Origin of the sequence: Alloalcanivorax marinus (assembly GCF_016785095.1) — a bacterium.
Lineage (GTDB): Bacteria > Pseudomonadota > Gammaproteobacteria > Pseudomonadales > Alcanivoracaceae > Alloalcanivorax > Alloalcanivorax marinus_A.
The window spans coordinates 280,379-305,516 of record NZ_JAEKJB010000010.1 but is presented as its reverse complement, the minus strand read 5'-3'; the positions used below and the strand labels follow the sequence as shown (position 1 = coordinate 305,516).

The window sequence follows — 25,138 nt, the reverse complement described above, 5'->3', positions numbered from 1 at the left end:
GGGGACGTCATGAAACGCTTTTTGCTTGCCTGTGCCCTGTTGGGTGCCGTCAGCCTGCTCGGCGGCTGCGGGCCGGAACAGCTGCCCGGTGATTACCGGCTGCCGGACGGCTCGGTCTACGAGGGTGGGCTGCGTGATGACCGTTTCAACGGTGAAGGCAAACTGACCTGGCCGGATGGCCGCGTTTATCAGGGCCAGTTCGTGGACGGCGTGATCCAGGGGCAGGGCCGTTATCAATACGCCGACGGCTGCGTCCATGAAGGCGCCTTCGAGAACGGCCTGGCCAACGGGGAAGGCCGCTATGCCTGCGATGATGGCACCGTTTACGAAGGTACCTTCGCCGCCGGCGATCCGCTGCGTGGCAAGGCGACGTTTCCGGAAGCGGGCTGGTACGAGGGGGAGTTCCAAGATTGGCAACCCCAGGGCCAAGGTACCTGGACCAGTGAGGGCGGCGATGTCTACAGCGGTACCTTCAAAAACGGCGAGATCGTCAAGGGCCGCTACCACAATGACAGCGGCCTGACCTACGAAGGGGGCTTCCAGGGCTGGCTGTTCCACGGGCAAGGCACCCTGACCCGTCCGGACGGCGAGGTGCGCAAGGGTCGCTTCCAGTACGGCAGTGTCCGAGGTCCCGGGCAGCGCATCACCCTGGATCAGGATGGCGAGCAGGTCAGCGAACGGGGCTTTTTCATCCACGGTGATTTTTTTCAGGATGAAAATGGCTATCAGGACCGGCGCCGGCGCCGCGCTGAACGGGTCGAGCAGCGGCTTTATTCCGAGGAGCGGCGCCTGCAGCGTGCCTTCACCGCCCTGGTGCCCCAGAAAGCCGGCCAGCGCGACGTCTATGTGCTGGTGGTGGGCGGGGACGGTCGCCAGGGCGTGTTCGCCCGGGAGGCGCGCTGGGTGGCGGAGCGCCTCGGTGGCCACTGGTCGCCACGGGGGCACCACCTGGTGCTGGCCAATGGCGAGCACGGTGATGCGCCACTCGCCACCCTCACCAGTCTGCATGAAAGCCTGCGCACCCTGGGCTCCATCCTTGATCCGGAGGAGGATCTGCTGTTCGTGCATCTGGTCAGCCACGGCGGTAGCGACGGCAACCTGGTGCTGGCGCAGCCCGGTCTCGCCCTCAATGATCTGACCCCGGCCCGGTTTGACGAATGGCTCGATGAAGCGGGCATCGGTTACCTGTGGCTGGTGGTGTCCGCTTGCTACTCCGGCCAATGGGTGGACCCGCTGGCGGAACGGCGCCGAGTGATCTTCACGGCGGCGGCGGCTGATCGTACCTCCTTTGGCTGCAGCGATGACTCCGATCGCACCTGGTTCAGCGAGGCTCTCTACGGTGACGCCCTGGACAACCCGGGGCCGGACGACCCCAAGGCCCTGTTCAAGGCCGCCCGCGCCCGGGTCGACACCATGGAAACGGAGCAAGGCATCGACGAGGAGCAGCGCTCGCTGCCCCGGGCCTGGTTCGGCCAGGCGTTCCTGGGCTGGTGGTAGTCGCTCACCAAAGGTCAAGCATTTTGCGTTATCCTTAAGGATTGCGTTTCCCGCTTTCATTGGCGTTCGAGGCTGTGCATGTCCCCTTCTCCCCAGGCTCCCGGTGCGTTGCGCCGGGCCGGGCCCCTTCTGGGTTTTCTGGCCGCGTTGATTCTGTTGGCCGCCAATTTGCGTACTGGCATCGTGGTGATCGGCCCGCTGGCCGACGGCATTGGTGATGATCTGGCTCTGGACGGGGTGGCGCTGGGGTTGCTGACCAGCCTGCCGCTGCTGTGTTTCGCCGGATTGTCACTGTTCGCGCCGCGTCTGGGCGAGCGGCTGGGGTTGGAGCGGGCCTTGCTGCTGGCCCTGTGGGTGCTGCTGGCGGGGCTGGCTCTGCGGGTGCCCGGCGTGTACGGGTTGATGCTGGCGGGCACGGTGATGATGGGCGCCGCCATCGCGGTGATGAACGTGCTCACTCCGGGCCTGGTACGCCAGCGCTTCCCGCACCGGGTGGCGGCGGTGACCGCTCTCTATTCGGTGGTGATGTCCTGCGGTGCGTCGGCGGCTGCGGCCTTCGCGGTACCGGTGCGCGACCAGTTTGGCGGCGACTGGCGTTATCCGCTGGCGGCCAGTGCGCTGGTGGCGCTGCTGGGTGCTCTGGCCTGGCTGCCCATGTTGCGCTACCGGCCGGCGCGCCACGCCGTGGTCGCGGCGCGCCCGACCCTGTGGCGGCAGCGCGATGCCTGGGTGCTGAGCCTGTTCTTCGGTTGTCAGAGCCTGCTGTTCTACACGCTCACCGCCTGGCTGGCCAAGTTCTTCGCCGATACCGGTACCGGCGAGGCGGAGGCCGGGCGCCTGCTGACCCTGTTCACCCTGAGTGGGATGCCGGCCAACTTTTTCGCGCCGCTGTTGTTTGCCCTGTTTCGCCGCCGCCGCCGGCTGGCCATGGGGCTGATGCAGGTGCCGCCGCTGGTGGGGATGGCCGGGCTGTTGATGGCGCCGTTGAGCGCGCCGCTGCTTTGGGTGGTGCTGCTCGGCGTGGGGCAGGGCTGCATGATCGCCCTGGGACTGACCCTGATCGCGGTGCGCGGGGCGGACGCCCGGGTATCCGCCGGGCTGTCCGGCATGTGCCAGTCGCTGGGGTATTTGCTGTCCGCCACCGGGCCGGTGACCCTGGGCGCCGTCTACGATCTGTCCGGCGCCTGGTTGATTCCCATGGTGTTCTTGATGGTGATCGCCGTGGTGCAGGCGGTCTCCGGGGTGTACGCCGCCGAGGGCGCGCCGGTCCAGGCTGACGAGTCAGTATAGCGGCGCGTTCTTCTCAAGGTCGTTCAGCAGCCCCTGGAAGCGCTTGCGCTCGCGCTTGAGGCGGGCACGCTGGTCGGCGTCGGCCTCGGCCAGCTCGCCGTCCGGGCGGGCCTTGATCAGGTTGCGGGCCTGGTTGCGCAGAGTCTGCCGGTCCGCCTCCGGGTAAAATTCCAGAATACGTTGCAGCACCGCTTCCGCGTCCCGGGGGCCGGGGCAGGCGAGCACCTGTTCGGTCCATTGCACGAGGCGCTGCTGGCGTAGCGGATCGGTAAGAGTATCCAGGGCGGAAAGCAGGCTGTCCGGGTCGTCGTCGCTGATCAGGCGGCCCACATAGAGCGCATGACGGCGGCGCGCGTCCGGATGGGTGATGCGGCGTGCTTCGTCCAGGGCGGCGCGCAGGGTGTCGTTGAGCGGCAGGCGGGCCTGCTGGCCGGCCTTGAGGTCCATGATTTTCAGGCCGGCTTCCTGCAGGTCCTGCATTTCCAGCTTGCGGCGTGTCTTGCTCGGCAGGGGATCGTTATACTCGGTCATATCGTCAACGCGGAAGAGAAAACCCTATTTTATGTCCGAAAACGCCAGCGCGACAGCCAATCTCGGCCCGCATAACCTGGGCGCCGCCCGGGACATCGTGGCCCAGGTCCTCGAAGAAGCCAAACGTCAGGGCGCCAGCGCCGCCGAGGCACGGCTGAGTTTGTCCCAGGGTCTGTCCGTGGACGTCCGTCTGGGTGAAGTGGAAACGGTGGAATTCCATCGCGATCGCGGCCTGGGCGTGACCGTGTACTTTGGTCAGCGCAAGGGCCAGGCGAGTACCTCCGACGACAGTCCGGAGAGCCTGCGCGACGCGGTGGCCGCCGCCTGCGCCATTGCCCGCCATACCGAGGAGGATCGCTTCGCCGGCCTGGCCGCGCCGGAGCAACTGGCCACCGACAACCCGGACCTGGATCTTTACCACCCCTGGGCGCTGACTACCGAACAGGCCATCGAGGAGGCGCTGCGCTGCGAGAGTGTGGCCCGGGACGATCCTCGTATCGTCAATTCCGAGGGCGCCTCGGTGAGCACCGGCACCAGTGTGCAGGTGCTGGGTAACAGCGCCGGTTTCCTGCAAGGGCAGGTGGGCACCTTCCACTCGCGGGGTTGCGCGGTGGTGGCCGGGGACGATAACGGCATGCAGCGCGATCACTGGTTCGACGGGGGCCGCCGCGCCGACCGGCTGGCCAGCCCGGAGCAGGTGGGCGAGGCCGCCCGTCGCCGGACCCTGGCGCGCCTGGGCGCGGAGGTGCCCGCCACCGGCCAACTGCCGGTGCTGCTGTCCCCGGAGATCGCCGCCTCCCTGCTCGGACATTTCGTGTCGGCGATCAGCGGTGGTTTGTTGTACCGGCGCGCGTCCTTTCTCGGCGGGCGCCTTGGCGAGCGCCTGTTTCCCGCCGGCATCGACATCGCCGAGCGTCCCCGGCTGGCCGGCGGCAATGGTTCGGCGGCGTTCGACGCCGATGGTCTGCCGACCCGCAATCAGGCGTTCGTGGAAGACGGTGTGTTGCGCCGCTATGCGCTCGGATTGTATGCCGCGCGGCGGCTGGATATGTCGCCTACCGGCAATGGCGGCGGGGTGCGCAATCTGACCATCAGCGATACCGGCGAGGATCAGGCGGCGCTGATGCGGCGCATGGGCACCGGCGTGCTGATCACGGAAGTGATGGGGCAGGGCGTCAATCTGGTCACCGGGGACTATTCCCGAGGCGCGGCGGGTTTCTGGATTGAGAACGGTGTCATACAGAAGCCACTGCAAGAGTTTACCATTGCCGGAAATCTGGGGGAGATGTTCGCCGGCATCCTGGGCAGTGGCACGGATGTGGACCGGCGCGGGAATATTGCCTCCGGATCCTTGTTGCTGGCGCCCATGAAGGTCGCCGGCGTTTGACTGTTTTATTCCGACTTTCGTGAAATTAAGGGAAGCTATCCATGAGCGACGACCTGAACCCCTATCAACAGCCTGAAGCCGACGTGGTGAAGGAAACACCGGCGGCCGGCGCCCTGACCCTGAGTGGCCCCAACAAGGTCTCCGTGGGCCAAGCCGTGGGCTGGATCGGCGACGGCATGAAAATGCTGAGTGGCCATTGGGGCGTGGTGATCGGGGCGCTGGTGGTGACCTTCGTGATCACCATGGTTCTGCAGTTCATTCCGTTCATCGGTCCGCTGGCTCAGCCGTTCCTGATGGTGTTGTTGTACGCCGGTCTGGTGAAGATGTTCCATCGTATCGATACCAGCAATCAGTCCGAGTTCGCGGATCTGTTCGCCGGCTTTTCCGAGCGCACCGGCCCGCTGATCCTGCTGGCTCTGGCGCAACTGGGCGTGTACGTGGTGTTCGGCCTGTTGATCGCCGGCCTGGCGCTGATGTTCGCCGGCGCCGGTGCCTTCTCCGCGTCCCAGGGCATGGACCCGGCGATGATGAACGGTGGCCTGAGCGCCGCCCTGCTGGTGCTGGTGCCGGTGTTCCTGGTGCTGACCGTGCTGGTGGCGTTTCTGTTCTACTTCACCGTGCCCCTGGTGATGCTCACCGACCTGGGCCCGGGCAAGGCCATGGCCCTGAGCTTCAAGGCCTGTCTGCGCAACCTGCTGCCGATCATCGTGTATGGCATCGTGGTGGTGGTGATCGTGGCCGTCGCGGCCCTGCCGTTCCTGCTCGGCTGGCTGTTCGTGATGCCGATCATGGCCGGTGCCTACTACCTGTCCTTCAAGCAAGTGCTTACCGAACAAGCCTGAACCGGGAGTGTTGATGGACCCGAGCAACCCCTACCAGGGTCCGGTCAGTGATCCGCTGCCGCCGGAATCGACCAAGGAAGAGGTGGTCGGTCCGGCCCGGCGTCGGCCGCTGGGCCATGGCTGGCTGTGGTGGAAGCGTGCCTGGCGGCTGACCGCCGCGAACCGTGTGCTGTGGACCCTGGCGTTGCTGGTGTTCATGGCGATACTCACGGGCGTCAGCCTGGTGGGTTTGTTCGTGCCGGTGCTCGGCAATTTCGCCCCCACCCTGCTGGGCCCGGTGTTGAGCGCCGGGCTGATGCAGCTGGCCTGGCGGCGCTGGCACGACGAGGAGTTTGATTTCGGCGACTTGTTCGTGGGCTTTTCCCGGCGTACCGGGCCGTTGTTCCTGGCCGGCCTGGTGCAGGTAGGGCTGCAGATTCTGTTTACCCTGCTTACGGTGGTGGCGACGCTGGCCCTGTATGGCGGTGAAATCGCGGCGCTGTTTTCCGCCAGCCTGGGCGGTGATCCGCTGGGCGCCGAGGCGATGGCCGGCATGGGAGCGCTGAGCGTTTTCAAGATGCTGTTGCTGGGCCTGGTGATCGCCGCCCTGTCGGTTCCCTACATGGCGCTGATCTGGTTCCAGGCGCCGCTGGTGTTGTTCGGTGAACGTAACGGCCTGGTGGCGATCAAGGAGAGTCTGGTGGCGGTGGCGCGTAACTGGCTGCCGATGCTCTGGTACGGCCTGATCCCGCTATTGGTGTTGGGCGTGCTGGTGGCGCTGGTGGCCGGTTTACTGGCTCTGGCGGGCATGTTGTTCGGGCCCGACAGCCTGGCGATGATGCTGCTGGGCCTGCTGTTGGTGATGGCCACCTTGGTGGTGAGTCTGTTCCTGATGGCGGTGACGACGGTATCGGTGTACGCCTCGTTCCGCGATATTTTTGGTGTCGCCGACGATGAACCGGATACCACGCCGGATCTGGTCTGACCGGCTTCAGCTCAGCAGTTGCGCGTAGAGCAGCGTCGCCAGCCCCAGAAAGGCCATGAAACCGACGATGTCGGTGACCGTGGTGAGCACCACCGACCCGGCCAGCGCCGGGTCGATCCCCATTTTCTTCATGACGATCGGAATCAACGCGCCGGCGCCGGCCGCTACCACCAGATTGAGCACCATGGCCGAGGCGATGATACCGCCCAGGCTCGGGTTGTCGAACCAGAGCGCCGCGGTGGTGCCGATCACCGCCGCCCATAGCAAGCCGTTGAGTGCCCCCACCGACAGTTCCTTGAACAGCAGATAGCGGGTGTTGCCCGCCTGTACCTGGCCCAGGGCCATGGCGCGAATCACCAGGGTCAGGGTCTGGCTGCCGGCGATGCCGCCCATGCTGGCGACGATCGGCATCAGTACCGCCAGGGCGACCACTTTTTCCAGGGTGTTCTCGAACAGGCTGATCACCGCCGAGGCGGCCAGGGCGGTGAGCAGGTTGATGCCCAGCCAGAGCGCGCGGCGGCGGGCGGTCTGCCACACCGAGCCGAAGGTGTCCTCGTCCTCGTCCAGGCCGGCCATGCCCATCAGTGAGTGGGCGGCTTCCTCGCGGATCACGTCCACCACGTCGTCAATGGTGATCCGGCCCACCAGCACGCCGTTTTCGTCCACCACCGGGGCCGTCACCAGGTCAAACCGTTCGAACAGCTTGGCCACGTCGTGTTCGGAACGGTGGGCGGGGATTGCCTCCACATCGGTGCGCATGGCTTCGCGCACCGTGGTGCCCGGGTCGGAGATCAACACCTTGGTAAGCGGTAGTACCCCCACGAACTGATTCTTGCGGTTAACCACCAGCAGGTTGTCGGTGGTCTCGGGTATTTCACCACGGCGGCGCAGGTAGCGTTGCACCACCTCGAAGGTGATCTCCGGGCGCACCGTGATCACGTCGGTGTTCATCAAGCCGCCGGCGGTGTCCTCCGGGTAGCTCATCACCTGTTCCAGGCGCTCCCGGTTCTGGGCGTCCAGGCCGGCGAGCACCTGGCTGGTAACCTGCTCGGGCAACTCCTGGAGGAGGTCGGCCAGGTCGTCGGTGTCCAGGTCCTCGACCAGGGTGACCAGTTCTTCCGGCGGCAGGTCGCGCAGCAGCTCCACGCGGACTTCTTCGCCCAGATACTGCAGTACCTCGGATTCCTGCTCCTGGTTGAGCAGTTGCCAGAGGATTTCCCGTTCCCGGGGTGGGGAGGATTCGATCAGGTGGGCGGCTTCGGCACCGGGCAGGTTGTTGAGTAACTGACGCACCTGGGAAAAAGTGCCGCTGGCCAGGGCCCGGTTAACCGTCTTGAGATTGCGTTGATGCTGCGTGTTTTCCGACATGACCCCTCCTCGCCAACGGACAGTTTAACCCAGGCGTGATGACGGAAGGATCAAAGGATGCAAAAGGGAGGGGTCACTCGCCTTCGTCGAACTTGCGCTGGAACAGATCGGTGAGCTCGTCCATGGCCGGCGCTTCGTCCTCGCCGTCCACGCGCACGCGCAGCTCGGTGCCCTTGGCGGCGCCCAGGGTCAGCAGGCCCATGATGCTTTTGGCGTCGATGCGGCGCTCGCCATGGACCACCTCGATGGCGCAGCTGTAGCGCGAGGCCACGCTGACCACCTTGGCGGCGGCGCGGGCGTGCAGGCCGAGCTTGTTGGTGATGGTCAGGTCCCGCTCGATCATCCGTCCAGCTCCCGGTGACGCACGTGCAGGGGGACGCCTTCCTCGCGCAGACGAAGGGCGAGCTGCTCGGTGATGTAGACGGAGCGGTGCCGGCCGCCGGTGCAGCCCACCGCCACGGTGACGTAGCTGCGATCATTGGCGCCATAGGCGGGCAGCCAGCGGTCCAGAAAGTGAAAGATATCGTCGAGCATGGCGCCGCTTTCCGGGTGGCCGCGCAGAAACTCGGCCACCTTTTCGTCACGCCCGGTGAGCGGACGCAGGTCTCCCTGCCAGTGCGGGTTGGGCAGGGCGCGTACGTCGAATACCAGGTCCGCATCGTGGGGCAGGCCGTTCTTGTAACCGAACGACTGGATCAGCAGGGACAGCCGCACGTCCCGGCGCGCTACCCGCTGGCGGATCATATTGCGCAGGGTGTGCACATCCAGGTTGCTGGTGTCGATGACCAGGTCGGCGAGCATGCGGATGTCGGCGAGCAGGCGCGCTTCCAGGGCGATGGCGTCGGCCAGGGTGCGTTCGTCGCCGCTCAACGGGTGACGGCGCCGGGTGGCGCTGAAGCGCTTGAGCAGGGTGGCCGGCTCCGCCTCCAGGAAGATGATCTCGGTGTCCAGCTGTTGCTGGCGCAGTTCCTCGATGATGTGGTTGAAGGCCAGCAACTGGCGTGGCAGGTTGCGCGCGTCCACGCCCACGGCGACCCGTTCCAGGGCGTGTTCCTCATTCTGGAGTTGGGCGGCGAGGGTAGGCAACAGGCCAAGGGGCAGGTTGTCCACGCAGTAATAGCCATGGTCTTCCAGCGCTTGCAGGGCGGTGGTCTTGCCCGAGCCGGAGCGACCGCTGAGGATGGTCAGTTTCATAAGGCGCGACGGTTCCGGTGTGATCAGGAGGCCAGGCGTATTTCCGCTTCCGACTCCACCGCCGTCTGGTAAAGATGGTGGCTGCCCCTGGCATGGCGCAGATCGTCACGATAGTCGTCGTCGTTGAACAGGTTGGCCAGGTGGCTGAGCGTCTTGAGATGCTGTTCCGGGTTCTGTTCGGGCACCAGGAGCACGAACACAAGATCCACCGGGCGGCCATCCACGGCATCGAAGTCCACCGGCTCCGCCAATTTCAACAGCAGCCCCACGGCGGCGTCGCAGTGGCCGAGCCGGCAATGGGGGATGGCGATGCCCTCGCCGATGCCGGTGGAACCCAGTTTTTCCCGGGCCACCAGGGCGTCGAAGACTTCTTGCTCGTTAAGACCACCACAGCTGGCCGCGGCCAGCTGGGCGATCTGATCGAGCAACCGTTTTTTGCTGGTAACCGCTACCTCGTCGTAGGTGCGGTCTTCGGTGAGCAGTTCACGTACTCGCATAGTCAGGGTCTGTCGGGTCGGACCTAGTGGCCGTGCTTACGGCCCACGGTCTTTTCCTTGTGTTTGAGGATTTGCCGGTCCAGCTTGCTGGTCAGGGCGTCAATGGCCGCGTACATGTCGTCCGCGTGGGCGGTGGCGAACAGGTCGGCACCGGAAATGTGGATGGTGGATTCCGCCTTGTGGGACTTGGGCTCCGGCGACAGGATCACCTGGATGCTGGTGATCTGGTCGGAGTGGCGTTCCAGTTTGGAGAATTTCTCGTCCACATAGTCACGCAGGGCGTCGGTGATATCCAGGTGGTGGCCACTGAGGTTGATTTGCATAGCTGGCTCCTTCTCTCTATTGAAAGAGATGTCCTTTTTTACCGTTCAAACCAGTCGCTTACGCGCGCTGGAGGACGGGATTCGCATCGCCTCTCGGTACTTGGCGACGGTGCGGCGCGCCACCTTGATACCCTGGTCGTTGAGCAGGTTCGCCAGCTTGTTGTCGCTGAGCGGCTTGCGAGGGTTCTCGGCGGCGACCAGCTTCTTAATGATGGCACGAATGGCCGTGGAGGAACACTCACCGCCGCCGTCCGTGTCCACATGGCTGGAAAAGAAGTACTTAAGTTCGAACACGCCCCGGGGAGTCAGCATGAATTTTTGGTTGGTGACCCGGCTGATGGTGGATTCGTGCATTTCCACCGCCTCGGCGATGTCGGCCAGGACCAGCGGTTTCATGGCCTCCTCGCCGTAGTTGAAGAAGTCCTGCTGGACCTCGACGATGCGGCTGGCCACCTTGAGCAGGGTGTCGTTGCGGCTTTGCAGGCTTTTCAGGAACCACTTGGCTTCCTGCATGCAGTTACGCAGGTACTGGCCGTCTTCACCGCCTACCTGGCGGGCCATGTGGGCGTACTGGGCATGCAGGTTGACCTTGGGCAGCACTTCCTCGTTGAGTTCCACCCGCCAGCCGCCGCGATGGGCGCGCACCACCACGTCGGGCACGGCGTAATCCACCTCTTCGCCACCGATCTGTTGCCCGGGCGCGGGGTCCAGGGTACGCAGCACCGCCAGGGCCGCGACCAGGTCCGCCTCGCCCACGCCGAGGGTGCGGCGCAGGCCGGCGTAGTCGTGTTTCTCAAGCAGTTCCTGATGGTCGAGGATGGCCCGGGCGGTGCCCAGGTGTTCGGTGTCCCCCGGCAATTGTGCCAATTGCACGCCCAGACACTCGGCCAGGTCGCGGCTGGCCACGCCCACCGGATCGAATTGCTGCAGCCGGTGCAGCACGGCCACCACCTCGTCCTCTTCCACCGGGTCGTCCGGGTCGTTGATCTGGGTTTCCGCGGTGGTCAGCAGGTCGGCCAGGGATACCGTTACGTAACCGCGTTCGTCCAGGGCTTCGAGAATGATCTGCGCGATCACCCGGTCGCGGTCGCTCATCGGGGTCAGGTTGAGCTGCCATTCCAGGTGCTCAAGCAGGGTTACCGGGTTGGCGTGGCGCTGCTGCCAGGCATCGGCGTCGTCACCTTCACCGCTGGAACCGGCGCTGCTCTGGCCCACGTAGAGGTCGTCCCAGTCACTGTCGGTTTCCACCTGGCCCTCGACCAGGTCATCGAGGGCGTCGTCGCGCTCCAGGTCGAGATCGCCGTCGGCGTCGCCGTCCGAATCATCGGCGGAGAAGTCCTCGGCGCCGTCCTCCAGCTCCAGCAGCGGGTTGTTTTCCACCGCCTGCTGGATCTCCATGCGCAGGTCCAGCGTCGACAGTTGCAGCAGGCGGATCGCCTGTTGCAGCTGGGGCGTCATGGTGAGCTGCTGGCCGATTTGCAGTTGTAGGGTGGGTTTCATGCTGCCTGTGAGGTCATTGTTCTCGCGAAGACCGGCAGCATAGCAGCATCAAATCAGATTAAGCAATAATCATGCCAGGTATTGCGTTTTGGGGGAGGAGGGTGTAGGGCGGGGAGCCGGCTCTCAGAGCCGGAAGTCCGCCCCAAGGTAGACATCCCGAACCTGCTGGTTACCCAGGATGGAGGACGAATCGCCCTCGGCGATGATGTGCCCGGTACTGACAATATAGGCCGTGTCGCAGATGTCCAGAGTTTCCCGCACATTGTGGTCGGTGATCAGCACGCCGATGCCGCGATCCTTGAGGTGGCGGATGATGCCCTTGATATCGTTCACGGAGATCGGGTCGACCCCGGCGAAGGGTTCGTCGAGCAGGATGAAATCCGGGTCCGTGGCCAGGCCGCGGGCGATTTCCGCGCGCCGCCGCTCGCCGCCGGACAGGCTCATGCCCATGGAGTCGCGAATGTGGTCGATATGGAACTCCTGGAGCAGGTTCTCCAGGCGCTCCTTGCGCTCTTCGTTGGACAGGTTCTTGCGGGTTTCCAGGATCGCCATGATGTTCTGCTCCACGGTCAGGCGGCGGAAGATGCTCGCCTCCTGGGGCAGGTAGCCGATGCCGCGCTGGGCGCGACCGTGCATGGGCAGGTGGGTGATGTCGTTGCCGTTGATCTCGATGCGACCGGCGTCGGCGGCCACCAGCCCCACGATCATGTAGAAGCAGGTGGTCTTGCCGGCGCCGTTGGGGCCCAGCAAGCCGACGATCTGGCCGGCTTCCACTTCCAGGGACACGTCCTCGATGACGCGGGTGTGCTTGTAGCTCTTGGCCAGGTTATGGGCGCTCAGATGTGCCATTCAGGGAGTCTCCGCCTGGTCCTGCTGGTTGTCGCTGCCGCCGGCTTCGCCATCGGTGGCCGGCTGCTCATCGTCGGTGTCGCCGGCTTTTCCGGTGTTCTTGGCCGGGATCACCAGGCGCACCCGCTTGTCGCCCTCGCTGCTGGCGTCCACCCGCCGGGAATCCAGATTGTATTCCACGCGGGCACCTTCGAAGGTGTTGCCCTGGTGGTCCACATGGGCGTCGCCGGTGAGCACCAGGCGGCGGGTGGTCAGGTCGTAGACCAGGTTGCTGGCGCGGGCCTGCAGTTCCTTGCCTTCCTTCATGCGCACCGGATTGCCGGTGGCCTCGACGCGCACCAGTTCATTGTTTTCGGTGAACAGGCGGATCACGTCGGCGTACAGGTGGCGGTTGCCCTGGATCATTTCCGCGTTGCCCCGGTACACGCCGGTGCCGGCGCTCTGCTCGAAGGTGGCGCTGTCGGCGCTTACTTCCACCGGCTGGCCGCCGGGGGGCTGGGCGGCGCCGGCCAGGCCGGTGAGCAGCAGGCCGAGCATCAGGCCCAGGCGGCGCGGATCAATTACCCGTGAATTCACTTACCACTCCTTGTTCGAGGGTCATTTCGCCGCTGGTCAAGTCGGCGTCCATGCGGCCCGCCCGGGTGCTGCCGTCCCGGTGGCGCAGGGTCAGATCACCGGGCGCGCGCACCCGGTTTTCCTTGTTCAGATAGCGCAACTCCCCGGTGGTCAGGTCGACACCGTTGGTTTCGCTGTGGGCCTTGACCTGGTCCAGGAAGACGATGATGTCGCCATTGTCGCGCACTTCACCACGCTGGGAGTGGATGGTCCAGGCGCCGTTTTCATTTTCCATGCGCAGGTCCGGGGCGATGAGCTGGGTCAGGGCCTGGCGCTGGTACTGTTCCAGATGGTCGGCCTTGAGGTCGTACTGCACCTGCCCGGTTTCCGGGTCATAGGCCTTGGCGGTGATGTTGTCGGCGATGATCAGCGGCGCGTTGAGGAAGGCCTCGCGGTCTTCCTCCAGGGGGTTGTCCCACTCGTGCAGGGTCATCAGCACGATCAGGCCGAGCAGGATCACCCCGGTGGCACTGAGCAGACCCTGACGCTTCATGGCGCCTCCCGCAGGGCGATCAGGGCGTCGCAGATCTCACGCACCGCGCCCTCGCCGCCGCGGGCGGTGGTGACATGGTCGGCGGCGTCCTTGGCGCAGGCGTGGGCGTTGGCCGGGGCGAAGGTGATCCGCGCCCATCGCAGGGCGCCCACATCCGGCTCGTCGTCGCCGGCGTAGCCGGTTTCCCCGGCGTCGATGCCCAGGGAGGCGGCCAGATCGGCGAGCGCCTCGGCCTTGTCCTCACGGCCCTGAATCACATGGGCGATGCCCAGGTCCCGGGCGCGGCGCGCCACCATGGGGGTATCGCGACCGGTGATGATGGCCAGGGTGACGCCGCTGGCGGCCAGTTTCTTCAGGCCGTGGCCGTCCAGGGTGTTGAACACCTTGAGCGCTTCGCCTTCGGGGCCAAAATAAAGACGACCGTCGGTCATCACGCCATCCACGTCGAAGGCCATCAGGCGCAGGGCGCGGGCGTCGTCGGCGGAAATCGGGAAAGCCATTACATTACCCCGGCGCGCAGCAGGTCCTGGGTGTTGAGCGCGCCCAGCGGACGGCGCTCGGCATCACAGACGATCAGGCCGTTGATCTTGCGGGTTTCCATGATCTGCAGCGCCTCGGCGGCGAGCTGGCCCGGCGCCATGGTTACCGGGTGGGTGGACATTACCTCGGCGATGCCCGCCTGGCGGATGTCCAGGCCCTTTTCCAGGGTGCGGCGCAGGTCGCCGTCGGTGAACAGCCCCACCAGCAGGCCGGCGTCGTCGACCACGGTGGTCATGCCGAGCCCCTTGCGGGTCATTTCCAGCAGCGCCTCGGACAAGCCCGCGTCGCGGTGTACCCGGGGCAGGCGTTCCTCGGTATGCATGATGTCGTCGACCTTGAGCAGAAGCCGCCGGCCCAGGCTGCCGCCCGGGTGGCTGAGGGCGAAGTCCTCGGCGGTGAAGCCGCGCGCCTCCAGCAGGGCGATGGCCAGGGCGTCGCCCATGGCCAGGGTGGCGGTGGTGGATGAGGTGGGCGCCAGGTTGTGCGGGCAGGCTTCCTCTTCCACGGCCACGTCCAGGTGAACGTCGGAGAGCCGCGCCAGGGATGATTCCGGTCGGCCGGTCATGCTGATCAGGCCGCTGCCCTTGCGTTTGATCACCGGGATAATGGTGAGAATCTCGCCGGTCTCGCCGGAATTGGACAGCGCCAGCACCACGTCGTCGCTGGTGATCATGCCCAGATCGCCGTGGGAGGCTTCGCCGGGGTGCACGAAGAAGGCGGGGGTGCCGGTGCTGGCCAGGGTGGCGGCCACCTTGCTGCCAATATGGCCGCTTTTGCCCATGCCGGTGACGATCACCCGGCCCCGGCATTGGAGAATGCGGTCGCAGGCCCGTTCGAAATCGTCGCTGACGCGCTCACTCAGCGCCGCCACGGCGCGGGCTTCCTCGTCCAGTACACGGCGGGCGGTGGCGATATGCTTGTTGCTCATGGTGTCTCGTGTCTCCTCGCTGGCGGCGATTATACACTGGCGGGCGGGCCAATGACTGCCCTCGACCGGGATCAGACCTCTCCCGGGGTGGCTGCGTTCCACGCTGGTCCTTTCTATCGCGGCCGAAACCGCTCCCGCGAAGTTGAATGCCCGCCCATGCCGCGATCACCGCGAACGGAACCCGGCCACGGCTACCGCACTCCAACGGTAAACGCCTGGACACTCCGGCGCGAAAACCGTACAACCGGAGCCCACGACAACGACAGGGAGTGACGTATGACCTTGAAACAACGCTTCGCGGCCGTTCTGGCGCTGTGTCTGCTGGGCCTGGCCGGCCTGGCGCAGGCGGCCCAGGACCCCCGCGAGCTGGTGCAGGACACGGTGGAGCGCATGACCACCTTGATCGACGAAAATCGCCAGCGCTTGAATCAGGAGCCGGAGTACGCCCGTGAACTGGTGCGTGAAGAACTGGTGCCACTGGTGGATTTCAAGCGCATCACCCGGATGGTGATGGGCGATTATTTCAACGACGCCAGCCGCGAACAGAAATACCGCTTCCTGGACGTGTTCAAGAACAGCCTGATCAACACCTATGCCTCCGGGGTGACCATGTACCAGGGGCAGAAGATCGAGGTGTTGCCGCTGCGCGAGGAAGACCGCAAGGGTAATTATGCTCGGGTGCGCGTGCAGGGCACCACCAAGGACGGCAAGGTGATCCCGGTCTACTTCACGCTGTTCCAGAGTGGTGATGACTGGAAAGTGATCAATGTGTTCGTCAACGGGCTGGATCTGCGCGCCGTCTATCAGGCGCAGTTCGCCCAGTCCATGCAGCAGTACGGCGACATGGACCAGGCCATCGACAACTGGTCGGCGGAAAACGCCGACGTGGAAGAAAAAGTGAACGTGGAAGGCGCTCCCCAAGGCGGCCAGTAACGCCCCGTTCCCGGGGCCGGCCACCGTCGGCCCCGCATGACAAGCCCGCCGGCCCTCGCGTATCATTCGCCGTTCAGTATTGTAAGGAGCGACCATGAACCCGGAAGACGTGAAGGCGCTGGTGGAAGCCGGCTTCGATGGCGCCGACGTGGCCGTGGAAGGGGAGGGCGACCGCTTCCTGATCCGCGTGATATCCGATGCCTTCGAAGGCCTGCTGCCGGTCAAGCGGCAGCAGTTGATCTACGCCTGCATCGACGATCACCTCAAGGACAACAGCATTCACGCCGTGTCCCTCAAAACCTTCACCCGCGCCGAGTGGGACAAGGCCCAGAAGATGGGCATCGCCTGACCGCCAGGCCCTGAGAGAGCGTTCCATGGACAAACTGATCATCACCGGTGGCAAACGCCTGGACGGCGAAATCCGCATTTCCGGTTCCAAGAACTCGTCGTTGCCGATTCTGGCCGCCACCTTGCTGGCGGGCGAGCCGGTGACGGTGGGCAACCTGCCGCACTTGCAGGACGTGACCACCCTGATCGAGTTGCTCGGCCGCATGGGCGTGCACGTGGTGATCGACGACCGCCTCAACGTGGAGGTGGACCCGACCTGCATCGAGGACCTCACCGCGCCCTATGAGCTGGTGAAGACCATGCGCGCTTCGATTCTGGTGCTGGGGCCGTTGCTGGCCCACTTCGGTCGTGCCTCGGTGTCGCTGCCCGGTGGCTGTGCCATCGGCTCGCGACCGGTGGATATCCACCTGCGCGGCCTGGAGGCCATGGGCGCCGACATCGAGGTGACCAACGGCTATGTGCACGCCAGCGTGGACGGTCGCCTCAAGGGCGCTCGCATTGTCATGGACACGGTCACAGTAACCGGCACCGAGAACCTGCTGATGGCCGCCGCCCTGGCCGATGGCACCACCATCCTGGAGAACGCCGCCCGGGAACCGGAAGTGGTGGATCTGGCCAACTTCATCAATGCCATGGGCGGCAAGGTGCGTGATGCCGGTAAGGACACCATCATCGTGGAAGGCGTGCCCAAGCTGGGCGGCTGCCACCACGACGTGATCTCCGACCGCATCGAGACCGGTACCTATCTGATCGCCGCGGCCATCACCGGCGGGCGCATCAAATGCAAGGACACCGATCCGAGCCTGCTGGACGCGGTGCTTCAGAAACTGGAGGAAGCCGGCGCCCGCATCGAGACCGGCGACAACTGGATCAGCCTGGACATGGAAGGCCGCCGGCCCAAGGCGGTGAGCTTGCGCACCGCGCCGTATCCGGCCATGCCCACTGACATGCAGGCCCAGTTCATGGCGCTCAATATCATCGCCGAGGGCACCGGCACCATCGTCGAGACGGTGTTCGAGAACCGCTTCATGCACGTGCAGGAAATGAACCGCATGGGCGCCGACATCGAGGTGCAGGGCAACACCGCCATCTGCCGTGGCGTGGAAAGCCTTACCGGCGCGCCGGTGATGGCCACTGACCTGCGCGCCTCGGCGTCCCTGGTGATCGCTGGCCTGGCGGCCGAGGGCGACACCACCGTGGACCGCATCTACCACATTGACCGTGGTTACGAGTGCATCGAGGAAAAACTGCAATCCCTGGGCGCGACCATCCGTCGCGTGCCGGGCCGATAAGAGCGCGAACCCCTGAACATGGCTACCACACCCCTGACCATCGCCCTCTCCAAGGGGCGCATCCTCAAGGACACGCTGCCTCTGCTCAAGGAGGCGGGCATCGAGCTGCTGGAGGACCCGTCCGCCTCCCGCAAGCTGATCTTCGACACCACCCGGGACGATGTACGCATCATCGTGATCCGCGCCACCGACGTGCCGCCCTATGTGCAGCACGGTGGCGCCGACCTGGGCGTGGCCGGCAAGGACGTGCTCATGGAGCACGGCGCCGAGGGCCTGTTCGAGCCCCTGGATCTGGAAATCGCCCGCTGCAAGCTGATGGTGGCCGCGCTCAAGGATGCGCCGCCGGTAAGTGGCCGGGTGCGGGTGGCCACCAAGTTCGTCAACGTGGCGCGCTCCTACTTCGCCCGCCAGGGCAAGCAGGCCGAGATCATCAAGCTGTACGGGGCCATGGAACTGGCGCCCCTGGTGGGCCTGGCGGACCGCATCGTGGACATCGTCGACACCGGCAACACCCTGCGCGCCAATGGCCTGGAGCCCACCGAGACCATCGCCGACGATATTTCGTCCCGGGTGGTGGTCAACCGGGCCAGCATGAAGACTCGTCACGCGGACATTCAGGGTATTCTGGATAAACTGGAACAAGCGGTAGCGAAACGACGGACCCCGGCATGAAAACGACCCGCCTCGACACCCGTGACAGTGATTTCAGCGAACGCCTGAGCGCGCTCACCGCCTGGAGCGAAGAGCGTGACGAAGAGGTGGGCGAGCGAGTGCGCGCCATCCTCCGCGACGTGGCCAAACGTGGCGACGCCGCCGTGGTGGAATACACCAACCGCTTTGATCGCCGCCAGGCAGGTTCCATGGCCGATCTGACCGTGGAGCGCGACGAACTGGAGGCGGCACTGGCGCGTCTGCCCGCCGAGCAACGCCAGGCCCTGGAAGCCGCCGCCGAGCGGGTGCGCGACTACCACGAGCGTCAGAAGCAGGAGTCCTGGAGCTACCGGGATGCCGATGGCACCCTGCTGGGCCAGCAGGTCACCGCCCTGGACCGGGCCGGCATCTACGTGCCCGGCGGCAAGGCCGCCTACCCCAGCTCGGTGCTGATGAACGCGCTGCCCGCCCACGTGGCCGGGGTTGGCGAAATCGTCATGGTCAGCCCGGCGCCGGATGGCGAACTGGACGACATGGTGCTGGCCGCCGCCGCCGTGGCCGGCGTCGAGCGCTTCTTCACCGTGGGCGGCGCCCAGGCGGTGGCGGCCCTCGCCTTTGGCACCGAATCGATTCCGGCGGTGGACAAGATTGTCGGTCCGGGCAACATCTATGTGGCCGAGGCCAAGCGTCAGGTGTTCGGCAAGGTGGGCATCGACATGATTGCCGGGCCTTCCGAGATACTGGTGGTGTGCGACGGCCACACCGATCCGGAGTGGATCGCCATGGACCTGTTTTCCCAGGCGGAGCATGACGAGGAAGCCCAGGCGATTCTGGTCAGCCCGGATGCCGATTTCCTGGAGCGGGTGGCCGAGGCCATGGAGCGCCTGGCCCCGACTCTGGAGCGCGAGGCCATCATTCGCACCTCCATGGCCAACCGGGGGGCGCTGATCCAGGCCCGGGACCTGGACGACGCCTTCGAGGTGGTTAACCGGATCAGCCCGGAGCACCTGGAGTTGTCCATGGACGACGCCGGTCGCTGGGCGAAAAAAGTGCGCCACGCCGGCGCCATCTTTCTGGGCCGGCACACGCCGGAGGCGCTGGGCGATTACTGCGCCGGGCCCAACCATGTGCTGCCCACCAGCGCCACGGCGCGTTTCTCCTCGCCGCTGGGTGTCTATGATTTCCAGAAGCGCAGCTCACTGATCGGCTGCTCCCCGGAAGGCGCCAGCGCCCTGGCCGGGGTGGCGTCGGTGCTGGCCCGGGGCGAACGCCTTACCGCCCATGCCCGCAGCGCGGAACTGAGGATTAAACAACGCTGACACGCAGCACGCACCACGCTTGCACGCGTGTTGGCGTGGTGCGTGCAAGCGTGCAAGCGAGAGAACCTATGAGCAAATTCTGGAGCCCGTTCGTCCGCGACCTGGAACCCTATGTGCCCGGCGAACAGCCGAAGATGGCCCGGCTGGTCAAGCTCAACACCAATGAACATCCGCTGGCGCCGTCCCCGAAGGTGATCGAGGCGATTCGCGCCGCCGCCGATGAGCGGCTGCGTCTGTACCCGGACCCGGACGCCACCGAACTGAAGGACGCCATCGCCACCTATTACGGCGTGGACACCGACCAGGTGTTCGTCGGCAACGGCTCCGACGAAGTGCTGGCGCACATCTTCTTTGGCCTGTTCAAACAGGACCGGCCGCTGCTGTTCCCGGACATCACCTACAGCTTCTACAAGGTCTACTGCGGACTCTACGACATCGACTACCGGCCGGTGTCCCTGGATGACGACCTGGCCATTGATCCGGCGGACTATTCGGCGCCTAACGGCGGCATCATTTTCCCCAACCCCAACGCCCCCACCGGCCGGCTGCTGCCGCTGGATGCCATTGAGTCCATTCTGAACGCCAATCCGGATTCCGTGGTGGTGGTGGACGAGGCTTACGTGGACTTCGGCGGCGACACCGCCATCGCCCTGGTGAACCGCTACCCCAATCTTCTGGTCACCCAGACGCTCTCCAAATCCCGTGCCCTTGCCGGCGCGCGCATCGGCTTCGCGGTGGGGGACGTCGCCCTGATCGAAGGCCTGGAGCGCATCAAGAACAGTTTCAACTCTTATCCGCTGGACCGGCTGGCCATTGCCGCCGGGAAGGCCGCCTTCGAGGATGAAGACTGGTTCCAGCGCGGCCGGGAACTGGTGATCGAGGAACGGGAAACCCTGCGTCGCGCCCTGGATGGCCTCGGTTTCGAAGTGCTGCCCTCGGCGGCCAACTTCCTGTTCTGCCGCCATCCCGGACATGCCGGCGCCAAGCTGGCCGGGGCTCTGCGAGAGCAGGGCATCATCGTGCGCCATTTCGGCAAGCCGGAGCGCATTCAGGACTACCTGCGTATTACCGTCGGCCGCCCGGACCAGAACCGGGCGTTGCTGGAAGCCCTGCAACAGTTCCTCTAGGCGGCGCTGCCCCCTTGCCTCCCGGAGTGCTGCCTGGTCGGTGGTCGCGGTGGCGGGCTTATTCTAATCTCGGCTATCAACAACGTGACTCAGGATGAGAACCATGAGCCTGCCCCGCGCTCTGATCCTGGCCCTGCTCGGGCCCTCCGCCCAGGCCTTGGCCGCCACCTATCCGGTTTCCCCGCCCGTCACCGAGGTGGTTCTGTTTCCGTCCCAGGCGGAGGTGTCCCGTTCGGTGGCCCGGGACCTGCCCGCCGGCGACCATCAATTCGTGATCGGCGATCTGCCAGAGCTGGACCTGGACAACCTGCGCGTCGAGGTGGAGGGGGCGACCCTGGAGGGCGTGCGCGAGCGCCGCGCCAGTGAAGCGGAGGACGTGTCCCGGCGCCGGCAGGCGCTGGACGATGAAATCGCTGCGTTGCAGCGGCGTCTGTCCGAGGCGGACGCCGCCGACGCGCTGGATCGGCAGCAGATCGAGCGGTTGCAGTCGTTGTTCGGGCAGGCGCCCCAGGGCCAGGCGTTGTTCTCCGAGGTGCCGGTGGATCAGTGGTCGCGGGCCTGGAAGCAGCTGGGGGACGCGGTGACGGCACGGCAGACGGCGATCAATGAACGTGCCGCCCGGCGCCCGGACATGGAGCGGGAATTGCGGGCCTTGCAGGATCAGCGTGCTCAACTGGGACAGGCTCAGCAGGCGCGCCGGGAGCTGGTGCTGGATGTGAACGCGCCGGCGGCCACCACCGCCCACGTCACCTTGCACTATTTCACCGGCTCGGCCGGTTGGGGCAATCGCCTGCAGGTGAATCTGCACAGTGACGAACGGCAGGTGGCCCTGGCGGCGGTGGCCGAAATCGAAAACCGCACCGGCGAGGACTGGCGCGACGTGCGCGCCACCTTGGGTCTGCTGCCCGCCGGCTACCGGGCGGTGCCCGAGCCTTCGCCGTGGATCGTCGGTCTGGCCGAGGCCGGGCAGGGCGGCCTGGCCAGCAGGAACTTCAGCGCCGAGCCGGCCATGGAACTGCTGGACGCGGCGCCGCGCAAAGCGGTATCGGCGCCGGCGCCCATGCCGGTGGCGCATGGAGTGGACATGCGGGTGCCGTTGGATACGCCGTTGACCCTGGCCAGCGACGGGTCCAGCGCCCGGGTGACCTACCGGCGGGCGACACTGCCGGTGACGCTGACCCGCGAGAGCTACCTGTGGCAACAACCGGCGGTGCTGCTGGTGGGGGAATGGCGTAATGATGGCGGCGTGCCCTGGCTCGGTGGCGAGGTGTCATTGTCCCGGGACGGGCAGCGGCTGACCCGCTACCGGCGCACCGCGGCGATCCAGATCGGTGAGCGGGTGCGGATGAGTTTCGGCGACGATCCTCGGCTGCGGGTCAAGGTGGTGGAACAACCGGCCAGCCATGGTGAAACCGGCCTGATCAACAAGGAGAAGACGCTGGCGGTGAGCCGCACGGTGACGCTGTCCAGCGGCTATGCGCATCCGGTCGAGGTGCAACTGTATGACCGCCGGCCGGTGGCCAGTGACGAACGTATCGAGGTGGAGGCCACCGGAGCGGCCCCGGACCGTTCCGGGGTGCGTGATATCCAGGGGCTGGTGGCCTGGGACCGCGAGGTGGAAGGCGGCGGCGAGTTGAACATCGAGCACGGCTACCGCTTGCGTTACCCCACCGATATGACCCTGACCGGCATCCCCGGCGGTCGCTGAAACGCGGCCTAGCGGGATGCCGGCGGGCGGGTGCCGATGGTGACGTCCAGATCCAGTGGCTGCTGGTTGCGCATCACGTTCAGGGTCAGGGTGGTGCCGGGTTCGGTGCCGGCGATGCGGTTCATCGCTTCGTAGGCATCGTCCATGGTTTCGCCGTTGATGCCGACCAGCACATCCTCCGCCTGCAGGCCGGCCTTCTGCGCCGGGCTGCCGGACACCACCTCGGTGACCACGCCACCAATCACGTCCTGAAGGCCGAAGGTTTCCGCCAGGGTGGGGTTGATGTCCTGCACGGTGACGCCGAGGAAGCCCCGGATCACCCGGCCGTGCTCGATCAGGTCGCTCATCACCTCGCGGGCGATGGAAGCGGGGGTGGCGAAGCCGATGCCCTGCCAACTGCCGTCCTGGGACAGGATGGCGGTGTTGATGCCGATCAGGTGGCCGCGTGTGTCCACCAGGGCGCCGCCGGAGTTGCCCCGGTTGATGGCGGCGTCGGTCTGGATGAAGTTCTCGAAGGTGGCGATGCCCAGATGGGTGCGGCCGGTGGCGCTGACGATGCCCATGGACACGGTCTGGCCCACGCCCAGGGGGTTGCCGATGGCCAGCACCACGTCACCCACCTTCACCGGCTGCGGGCCGTTCAGGTCGATCACCGGCGGGTTTTCCACGGCGATCTGCAGCAGTGCCAGGTCGGTTTCCGGGTCGGTGCCCACCACCCTGGCCGGGGCATCGCGGCCATCGCGCAGGGCCACCAGAATCTCGTCGGCGTCGCGGATCACATGATAGCTGGTGAGCACATAGCCCTCCGGCGACACGATCACCCCGGAACCCAGGCTGGCCAGTGCCCGCTCCCGCCGCGGCCGCTCCATGAAGCGGTTGAACAGCGGGTCGTCGCTGACGCTGTCGCCACGGGTGACGATCTGGGTGGTGTAGACGTTGACCACCGCCGGCGCCGCCCGCTGCACGGCGCTGGCGTAGCTGTCGGCGGTGGGCGCGGCGCGCGCTATCTCGCCGTCGTCGGGGCGTGATCCGGGCCCCTGTTCATACCACCACAGCACGGCCAGGCCCACGGCCAGGCCGGCCACCACCGGCAATGCCAGAAAGCGGATCAGTTTCACCACTGAGTTTGCCCCCGCGAATCATGTAAACTGCGCGCAATGGTAGCAGATCAACAGGGAAACACGCCCATGCTGAAACGCGATCACCTGCTCGGCCTGCTTGATGACGAGCTGCAGACCCACCGGTTCCGTGATTACTGCCCCAATGGCCTGCAGGTGGAAGGCCGCGAGCAGGTTCGGCGGCTGGTCACCGGCGTGACCGCCTGTCAGGCGCTGATCGACGCCGCCATCGTCGAGGAGGCGGATGCCATTCTCGTGCACCACGGCTACTTCTGGAAAAACGAGGATCAGCGCGTGCGCGGCATGAAGAAGCAGCGCCTGCAAAGCCTGCTGCGCCACGATATCAGCCTGTTTGCCTATCATTTGCCGCTGGATGCGCATCCGCAAATGGGCAACAATGCCCAGCTGGCGCGGCGGCTGGGGCTGCACGTGGAGGGTGGTCTGGAGCCGGGCAACCCGTTGTCGATTGGCAATGTGGGGCGGCTGGACGAGCCCATGAGCGCCGAGGATTTCGCCGCCCATGTGGAGGCGGTGCTCGGCCGCGAGGCCCTGCACATCGGTGACAGCCAGGACGAAATCGAAACCCTGGCCTGGTGCACCGGCGCTGCCCAGGGGTTTATTGAACAGGCCCGGGCGCTGGGGGTGGATGCCTACCTCAGCGGCGAGATTTCCGAGCCCACCACGCATTTCGCCCGCGAGACCGGTATTCACTATTTCGCCTGCGGCCACCACGCCACGGAGCGTTACGGCGTGCAGGCAGTGGGCGAATGGCTCGCCAAAGAGCACGGGCTGGAGCACATCTTCATCGATATCGACAACCCGGTGTAGTCAAGAAGCGGTCGCCGTGACCCGGCGCGCCGACGGTCAGGAATTCCATGAACATCACTGTCATTTTCAACCCTACCGCCGGTGGCGGCAGGGCCAAACGCCTGCGTCATTTCGTGCGGGCGCTGGAACAGGGCGGTGCCCGGGTGCGCCTGTATCACACCCGGGCTCCCGGTGATGCCACCCGTTATCTGCGGGCGCTCGATAACCCGGGGGAATGCGTGGTCGCCGCCGGCGGCGACGGTACCATCAACGATGTCATCAACGGCCTGCGCCCGGGTGTGGCGCTGGCCTTGTTTCCGCTCGGCACCGCCAATGTGCTGGCCCGGGAGCTGGCCATTCCGCGCCAGCCGGAGGCCGCCGCCCGGGTGGTGCTGGAAGGGCGACCGCAGACCGTCACCCCGGCGTTGCTCAACGGCCGACGCTTTCTGGTCATGGCCGGGGTGGGCTACGACGCCTGGGTGGTGGATCAGGTGGACCTGATTTCCAAGCGCCGCATCGGCAAGCTGGCTTATCTGGTCAGCATGGTCCGTCAGTTGTTCCGCTACGGCGAGGTGCGTTTCCGGGTCACCGTGGACGGCCGGCCCCTGGACTGTTTCTCGGCGGTGATCAGCAACGGCCGTTACTACGGCGGGGGCTTCGTGCTCAGCCGGCAGGCCAGCCTGGCCCGGCGCAGTGTTCAGGTGCTGTTGTTCCAGCGTCCGGGCGTGCTGTTCCTGCTGCGTTGTCTGGCGGCGCTGGCGCTCGGGCGTCTGGAGCAGGTGGACGGCGTGGCCTCGCTGAGCGCCGAGCGGGTGACGATCAGCGCTCCGGGCCTGGAACCGGTACAGACCGACGGTGATCCGGCCGGCTGGCTGCCCGCCGAGATCGGCCTGGAGCCCGAGCCGGTAACGGTGATGGTGCCCCGGGGCTGAAACCGCTCCTGCCGCGGCCCCGAGGCATAAGACCCAAACGGAAAGTTCTTAGCATCGGTGGAGGGTGTCATGGCTTGGCCGCTAT

General features: G+C 65.9%; 27 protein-coding genes. 14 read left to right on the top strand and 13 right to left on the bottom strand.

Annotation, left to right across the window (positions count from 1 at the left end; translation table 11 throughout):
- The first annotated feature begins 9 nt into the window (after window positions 1-9).
- Both JF515_RS15100 and JF515_RS15095 read left to right on the top strand, forming a co-directional pair.
- Window positions 10-1,497 (top strand): C13 family peptidase, encoded by a 1,488-nt coding sequence (locus tag JF515_RS15100; protein ID WP_238401093.1) that lies wholly within the window; start codon window positions 10-12, stop codon window positions 1,495-1,497.
- A 78-nt stretch (window positions 1,498-1,575) separates the two neighbouring features.
- The gene (locus JF515_RS15095) at window positions 1,576-2,787 is read left to right on the top strand and encodes an MFS transporter (RefSeq protein ID WP_203105279.1); all 1,212 of its coding nucleotides are present in this window, start codon (window positions 1,576-1,578) and stop codon (window positions 2,785-2,787) included.
- Here JF515_RS15095 and yjgA read toward each other — a convergent pair.
- Window positions 2,779-3,318: a ribosome biogenesis factor YjgA gene (gene yjgA / locus JF515_RS15090; RefSeq protein ID WP_203105278.1), complete on the bottom strand. Its 540-nt coding sequence runs from the start codon at window positions 3,316-3,318 to the stop codon at window positions 2,779-2,781. The two genes, JF515_RS15095 and yjgA, sit on opposite strands and share 9 nt — an antisense overlap.
- A gap of 31 nt (window positions 3,319-3,349) precedes the next feature.
- Here yjgA and pmbA point away from each other — a divergent pair, with 31 nt between their 5' ends.
- Genes pmbA through JF515_RS15075 form a run of 3 tightly spaced genes read left to right on the top strand, consistent with a single transcriptional unit; the run spans window position 3,350 to window position 6,511 of the window.
- Window positions 3,350-4,705, top strand: a complete 1,356-nt coding sequence (gene pmbA / locus JF515_RS15085; RefSeq protein ID WP_203105277.1) for a metalloprotease PmbA — start codon at window positions 3,350-3,352, stop codon at window positions 4,703-4,705.
- 41 nt (window positions 4,706-4,746) lie between these two features.
- The gene (locus tag JF515_RS15080; protein ID WP_203105276.1) at window positions 4,747-5,547 is read left to right on the top strand and encodes a BPSS1780 family membrane protein; all 801 of its coding nucleotides are present in this window, start codon (window positions 4,747-4,749) and stop codon (window positions 5,545-5,547) included.
- A gap of 13 nt (window positions 5,548-5,560) precedes the next feature.
- A complete protein-coding gene (locus JF515_RS15075) occupies window positions 5,561-6,511 on the top strand; it encodes a BPSS1780 family membrane protein (RefSeq protein WP_203105275.1) in 951 nt (316 codons plus the stop codon).
- A 6-nt stretch (window positions 6,512-6,517) separates the two neighbouring features.
- Here JF515_RS15075 and mgtE read toward each other — a convergent pair whose 3' ends face one another.
- The 11 genes from mgtE to JF515_RS15020 all read right to left on the bottom strand — a co-directional run bounded on the left by mgtE (window position 6,518) and on the right by JF515_RS15020 (window position 14,818).
- Window positions 6,518-7,879, bottom strand: a complete 1,362-nt coding sequence (gene mgtE, locus JF515_RS15070; RefSeq protein WP_203105274.1) for a magnesium transporter — start codon at window positions 7,877-7,879, stop codon at window positions 6,518-6,520.
- Window positions 7,880-7,952: 73 nt separating this feature from the next.
- Window positions 7,953-8,222, bottom strand: a complete 270-nt coding sequence (locus JF515_RS15065) for an HPr family phosphocarrier protein (protein ID WP_203105273.1) — start codon at window positions 8,220-8,222, stop codon at window positions 7,953-7,955.
- Window positions 8,219-9,073 carry an RNase adapter RapZ gene (rapZ, locus tag JF515_RS15060; RefSeq protein WP_203105272.1) on the bottom strand — a complete coding sequence of 285 codons (855 nt, stop codon included), beginning with the start codon at window positions 9,071-9,073 and terminating at the stop codon, window positions 8,219-8,221. The genes JF515_RS15065 and rapZ overlap by 4 nt, the downstream gene beginning before the upstream one ends.
- Window positions 9,074-9,096: 23 nt before the next feature.
- The gene (gene ptsN / locus JF515_RS15055; protein WP_203105271.1) at window positions 9,097-9,570 is read right to left on the bottom strand and encodes a PTS IIA-like nitrogen regulatory protein PtsN; all 474 of its coding nucleotides are present in this window, start codon (window positions 9,568-9,570) and stop codon (window positions 9,097-9,099) included.
- 23 nt (window positions 9,571-9,593) lie between these two features.
- Complete coding sequence (gene hpf, locus JF515_RS15050; RefSeq protein WP_203105270.1) at window positions 9,594-9,893, bottom strand: ribosome hibernation-promoting factor, HPF/YfiA family; 300 nt, start codon at window positions 9,891-9,893, stop codon at window positions 9,594-9,596.
- A gap of 45 nt (window positions 9,894-9,938) precedes the next feature.
- Window positions 9,939-11,393 (bottom strand): RNA polymerase factor sigma-54, encoded by a 1,455-nt coding sequence (locus tag JF515_RS15045; protein ID WP_203105269.1) that lies wholly within the window; start codon window positions 11,391-11,393, stop codon window positions 9,939-9,941.
- 123 nt (window positions 11,394-11,516) lie between these two features.
- Window positions 11,517-12,242, bottom strand: a complete 726-nt coding sequence (lptB, locus tag JF515_RS15040) for an LPS export ABC transporter ATP-binding protein (RefSeq protein ID WP_203105268.1) — start codon at window positions 12,240-12,242, stop codon at window positions 11,517-11,519.
- Window positions 12,243-12,818 carry a lipopolysaccharide transport periplasmic protein LptA gene (gene lptA, locus JF515_RS15035; protein WP_338015232.1) on the bottom strand — a complete coding sequence of 192 codons (576 nt, stop codon included), beginning with the start codon at window positions 12,816-12,818 and terminating at the stop codon, window positions 12,243-12,245.
- The gene (gene lptC / locus JF515_RS15030; protein ID WP_203105267.1) at window positions 12,799-13,350 is read right to left on the bottom strand and encodes an LPS export ABC transporter periplasmic protein LptC; all 552 of its coding nucleotides are present in this window, start codon (window positions 13,348-13,350) and stop codon (window positions 12,799-12,801) included. The genes lptA and lptC overlap by 20 nt, the downstream gene beginning before the upstream one ends.
- Window positions 13,347-13,850, bottom strand: a complete 504-nt coding sequence (locus JF515_RS15025; RefSeq protein ID WP_203105266.1) for a KdsC family phosphatase — start codon at window positions 13,848-13,850, stop codon at window positions 13,347-13,349. Before JF515_RS15025 ends, lptC begins: the two co-directional genes overlap by 4 nt.
- Window positions 13,850-14,818 (bottom strand): KpsF/GutQ family sugar-phosphate isomerase, encoded by a 969-nt coding sequence (locus JF515_RS15020; protein WP_203105265.1) that lies wholly within the window; start codon window positions 14,816-14,818, stop codon window positions 13,850-13,852. Before JF515_RS15020 ends, JF515_RS15025 begins: the two co-directional genes overlap by 1 nt.
- A 276-nt stretch (window positions 14,819-15,094) precedes the next feature.
- Between JF515_RS15020 and JF515_RS15015 the strand changes: the two genes are divergently transcribed.
- The 7 genes from JF515_RS15015 to JF515_RS14985 all read left to right on the top strand — a co-directional run bounded on the left by JF515_RS15015 (window position 15,095) and on the right by JF515_RS14985 (window position 22,196).
- Entirely contained in the window at window positions 15,095-15,751 is a 657-nt protein-coding gene (locus JF515_RS15015; protein ID WP_203105264.1) for an MlaC/ttg2D family ABC transporter substrate-binding protein, read from the top strand.
- A gap of 94 nt (window positions 15,752-15,845) precedes the next feature.
- Window positions 15,846-16,100, top strand: coding sequence for a BolA family protein (locus JF515_RS15010; RefSeq protein ID WP_161383373.1), 255 nt, complete (start codon window positions 15,846-15,848; stop codon window positions 16,098-16,100).
- Window positions 16,101-16,125: 25 nt separating this feature from the next.
- Entirely contained in the window at window positions 16,126-17,391 is a 1,266-nt protein-coding gene (murA, locus tag JF515_RS15005) for a UDP-N-acetylglucosamine 1-carboxyvinyltransferase (RefSeq protein WP_203105263.1), read from the top strand.
- An 18-nt stretch (window positions 17,392-17,409) separates the two neighbouring features.
- Entirely contained in the window at window positions 17,410-18,063 is a 654-nt protein-coding gene (hisG, locus tag JF515_RS15000) for an ATP phosphoribosyltransferase (protein WP_203105262.1), read from the top strand.
- Window positions 18,060-19,361: a histidinol dehydrogenase gene (gene hisD, locus JF515_RS14995; protein WP_203105261.1), complete on the top strand. Its 1,302-nt coding sequence runs from the start codon at window positions 18,060-18,062 to the stop codon at window positions 19,359-19,361. Before hisG ends, hisD begins: the two co-directional genes overlap by 4 nt.
- A gap of 68 nt (window positions 19,362-19,429) precedes the next feature.
- Window positions 19,430-20,488: a histidinol-phosphate transaminase gene (gene hisC / locus JF515_RS14990; RefSeq protein WP_203105260.1), complete on the top strand. Its 1,059-nt coding sequence runs from the start codon at window positions 19,430-19,432 to the stop codon at window positions 20,486-20,488.
- A 103-nt stretch (window positions 20,489-20,591) separates the two neighbouring features.
- Complete coding sequence (locus JF515_RS14985; RefSeq protein ID WP_238401092.1) at window positions 20,592-22,196, top strand: mucoidy inhibitor MuiA family protein; 1,605 nt, start codon at window positions 20,592-20,594, stop codon at window positions 22,194-22,196.
- Window positions 22,197-22,204: 8 nt separating this feature from the next.
- On the opposite strand, the gene JF515_RS14980 is transcribed toward JF515_RS14985, so the two are convergent.
- Entirely contained in the window at window positions 22,205-23,317 is a 1,113-nt protein-coding gene (locus JF515_RS14980) for a trypsin-like peptidase domain-containing protein (RefSeq protein ID WP_203105258.1), read from the bottom strand.
- Between the two features lie 66 nt (window positions 23,318-23,383).
- On the opposite strand from JF515_RS14980, the gene JF515_RS14975 reads away from it, so the two are divergent.
- Both JF515_RS14975 and JF515_RS14970 read left to right on the top strand, forming a co-directional pair.
- Entirely contained in the window at window positions 23,384-24,142 is a 759-nt protein-coding gene (locus JF515_RS14975; protein WP_203105257.1) for a Nif3-like dinuclear metal center hexameric protein, read from the top strand.
- Between the two features lie 47 nt (window positions 24,143-24,189).
- A complete protein-coding gene (locus JF515_RS14970) occupies window positions 24,190-25,053 on the top strand; it encodes a diacylglycerol/lipid kinase family protein (RefSeq protein WP_203105256.1) in 864 nt (287 codons plus the stop codon).
- Window positions 25,054-25,138 lie beyond the last annotated feature (85 nt).

Excerpts from the sequence above, each read along its gene's own strand:
- JF515_RS15100 (WP_238401093.1), top strand. The coding sequence starts at position 10 with ATGAAACGCTTTTTGCTTGCCTGTGCCCTGTTGGGTGCCGTCAGCCTG.
- JF515_RS15095 (WP_203105279.1), top strand. The coding sequence starts at position 1,576 with ATGTCCCCTTCTCCCCAGGCTCCCGGTGCGTTGCGCCGGGCCGGGCCC.
- yjgA (WP_203105278.1), bottom strand. The coding sequence starts at position 3,318 with ATGACCGAGTATAACGATCCCCTGCCGAGCAAGACACGCCGCAAGCTG.
- pmbA (WP_203105277.1), top strand. The coding sequence starts at position 3,350 with ATGTCCGAAAACGCCAGCGCGACAGCCAATCTCGGCCCGCATAACCTG.
- JF515_RS15080 (WP_203105276.1), top strand. The coding sequence starts at position 4,747 with ATGAGCGACGACCTGAACCCCTATCAACAGCCTGAAGCCGACGTGGTG.
- JF515_RS15075 (WP_203105275.1), top strand. The coding sequence starts at position 5,561 with ATGGACCCGAGCAACCCCTACCAGGGTCCGGTCAGTGATCCGCTGCCG.
- mgtE (WP_203105274.1), bottom strand. The coding sequence starts at position 7,879 with ATGTCGGAAAACACGCAGCATCAACGCAATCTCAAGACGGTTAACCGG.
- JF515_RS15065 (WP_203105273.1), bottom strand. The coding sequence starts at position 8,222 with ATGATCGAGCGGGACCTGACCATCACCAACAAGCTCGGCCTGCACGCC.
- rapZ (WP_203105272.1), bottom strand. The coding sequence starts at position 9,073 with ATGAAACTGACCATCCTCAGCGGTCGCTCCGGCTCGGGCAAGACCACC.
- ptsN (WP_203105271.1), bottom strand. The coding sequence starts at position 9,570 with ATGCGAGTACGTGAACTGCTCACCGAAGACCGCACCTACGACGAGGTA.
- hpf (WP_203105270.1), bottom strand. The coding sequence starts at position 9,893 with ATGCAAATCAACCTCAGTGGCCACCACCTGGATATCACCGACGCCCTG.
- JF515_RS15045 (WP_203105269.1), bottom strand. The coding sequence starts at position 11,393 with ATGAAACCCACCCTACAACTGCAAATCGGCCAGCAGCTCACCATGACG.
- lptB (WP_203105268.1), bottom strand. The coding sequence starts at position 12,242 with ATGGCACATCTGAGCGCCCATAACCTGGCCAAGAGCTACAAGCACACC.
- lptC (WP_203105267.1), bottom strand. The coding sequence starts at position 13,350 with ATGAAGCGTCAGGGTCTGCTCAGTGCCACCGGGGTGATCCTGCTCGGC.
- JF515_RS15025 (WP_203105266.1), bottom strand. The coding sequence starts at position 13,850 with ATGGCTTTCCCGATTTCCGCCGACGACGCCCGCGCCCTGCGCCTGATG.
- JF515_RS15020 (WP_203105265.1), bottom strand. The coding sequence starts at position 14,818 with ATGAGCAACAAGCATATCGCCACCGCCCGCCGTGTACTGGACGAGGAA.
- JF515_RS15015 (WP_203105264.1), top strand. The coding sequence starts at position 15,095 with ATGACCTTGAAACAACGCTTCGCGGCCGTTCTGGCGCTGTGTCTGCTG.
- JF515_RS15010 (WP_161383373.1), top strand. The coding sequence starts at position 15,846 with ATGAACCCGGAAGACGTGAAGGCGCTGGTGGAAGCCGGCTTCGATGGC.
- murA (WP_203105263.1), top strand. The coding sequence starts at position 16,126 with ATGGACAAACTGATCATCACCGGTGGCAAACGCCTGGACGGCGAAATC.
- hisG (WP_203105262.1), top strand. The coding sequence starts at position 17,410 with ATGGCTACCACACCCCTGACCATCGCCCTCTCCAAGGGGCGCATCCTC.
- hisD (WP_203105261.1), top strand. The coding sequence starts at position 18,060 with ATGAAAACGACCCGCCTCGACACCCGTGACAGTGATTTCAGCGAACGC.
- hisC (WP_203105260.1), top strand. The coding sequence starts at position 19,430 with ATGAGCAAATTCTGGAGCCCGTTCGTCCGCGACCTGGAACCCTATGTG.
- JF515_RS14985 (WP_238401092.1), top strand. The coding sequence starts at position 20,592 with ATGAGCCTGCCCCGCGCTCTGATCCTGGCCCTGCTCGGGCCCTCCGCC.
- JF515_RS14975 (WP_203105257.1), top strand. The coding sequence starts at position 23,384 with ATGCTGAAACGCGATCACCTGCTCGGCCTGCTTGATGACGAGCTGCAG.
- JF515_RS14970 (WP_203105256.1), top strand. The coding sequence starts at position 24,190 with ATGAACATCACTGTCATTTTCAACCCTACCGCCGGTGGCGGCAGGGCC.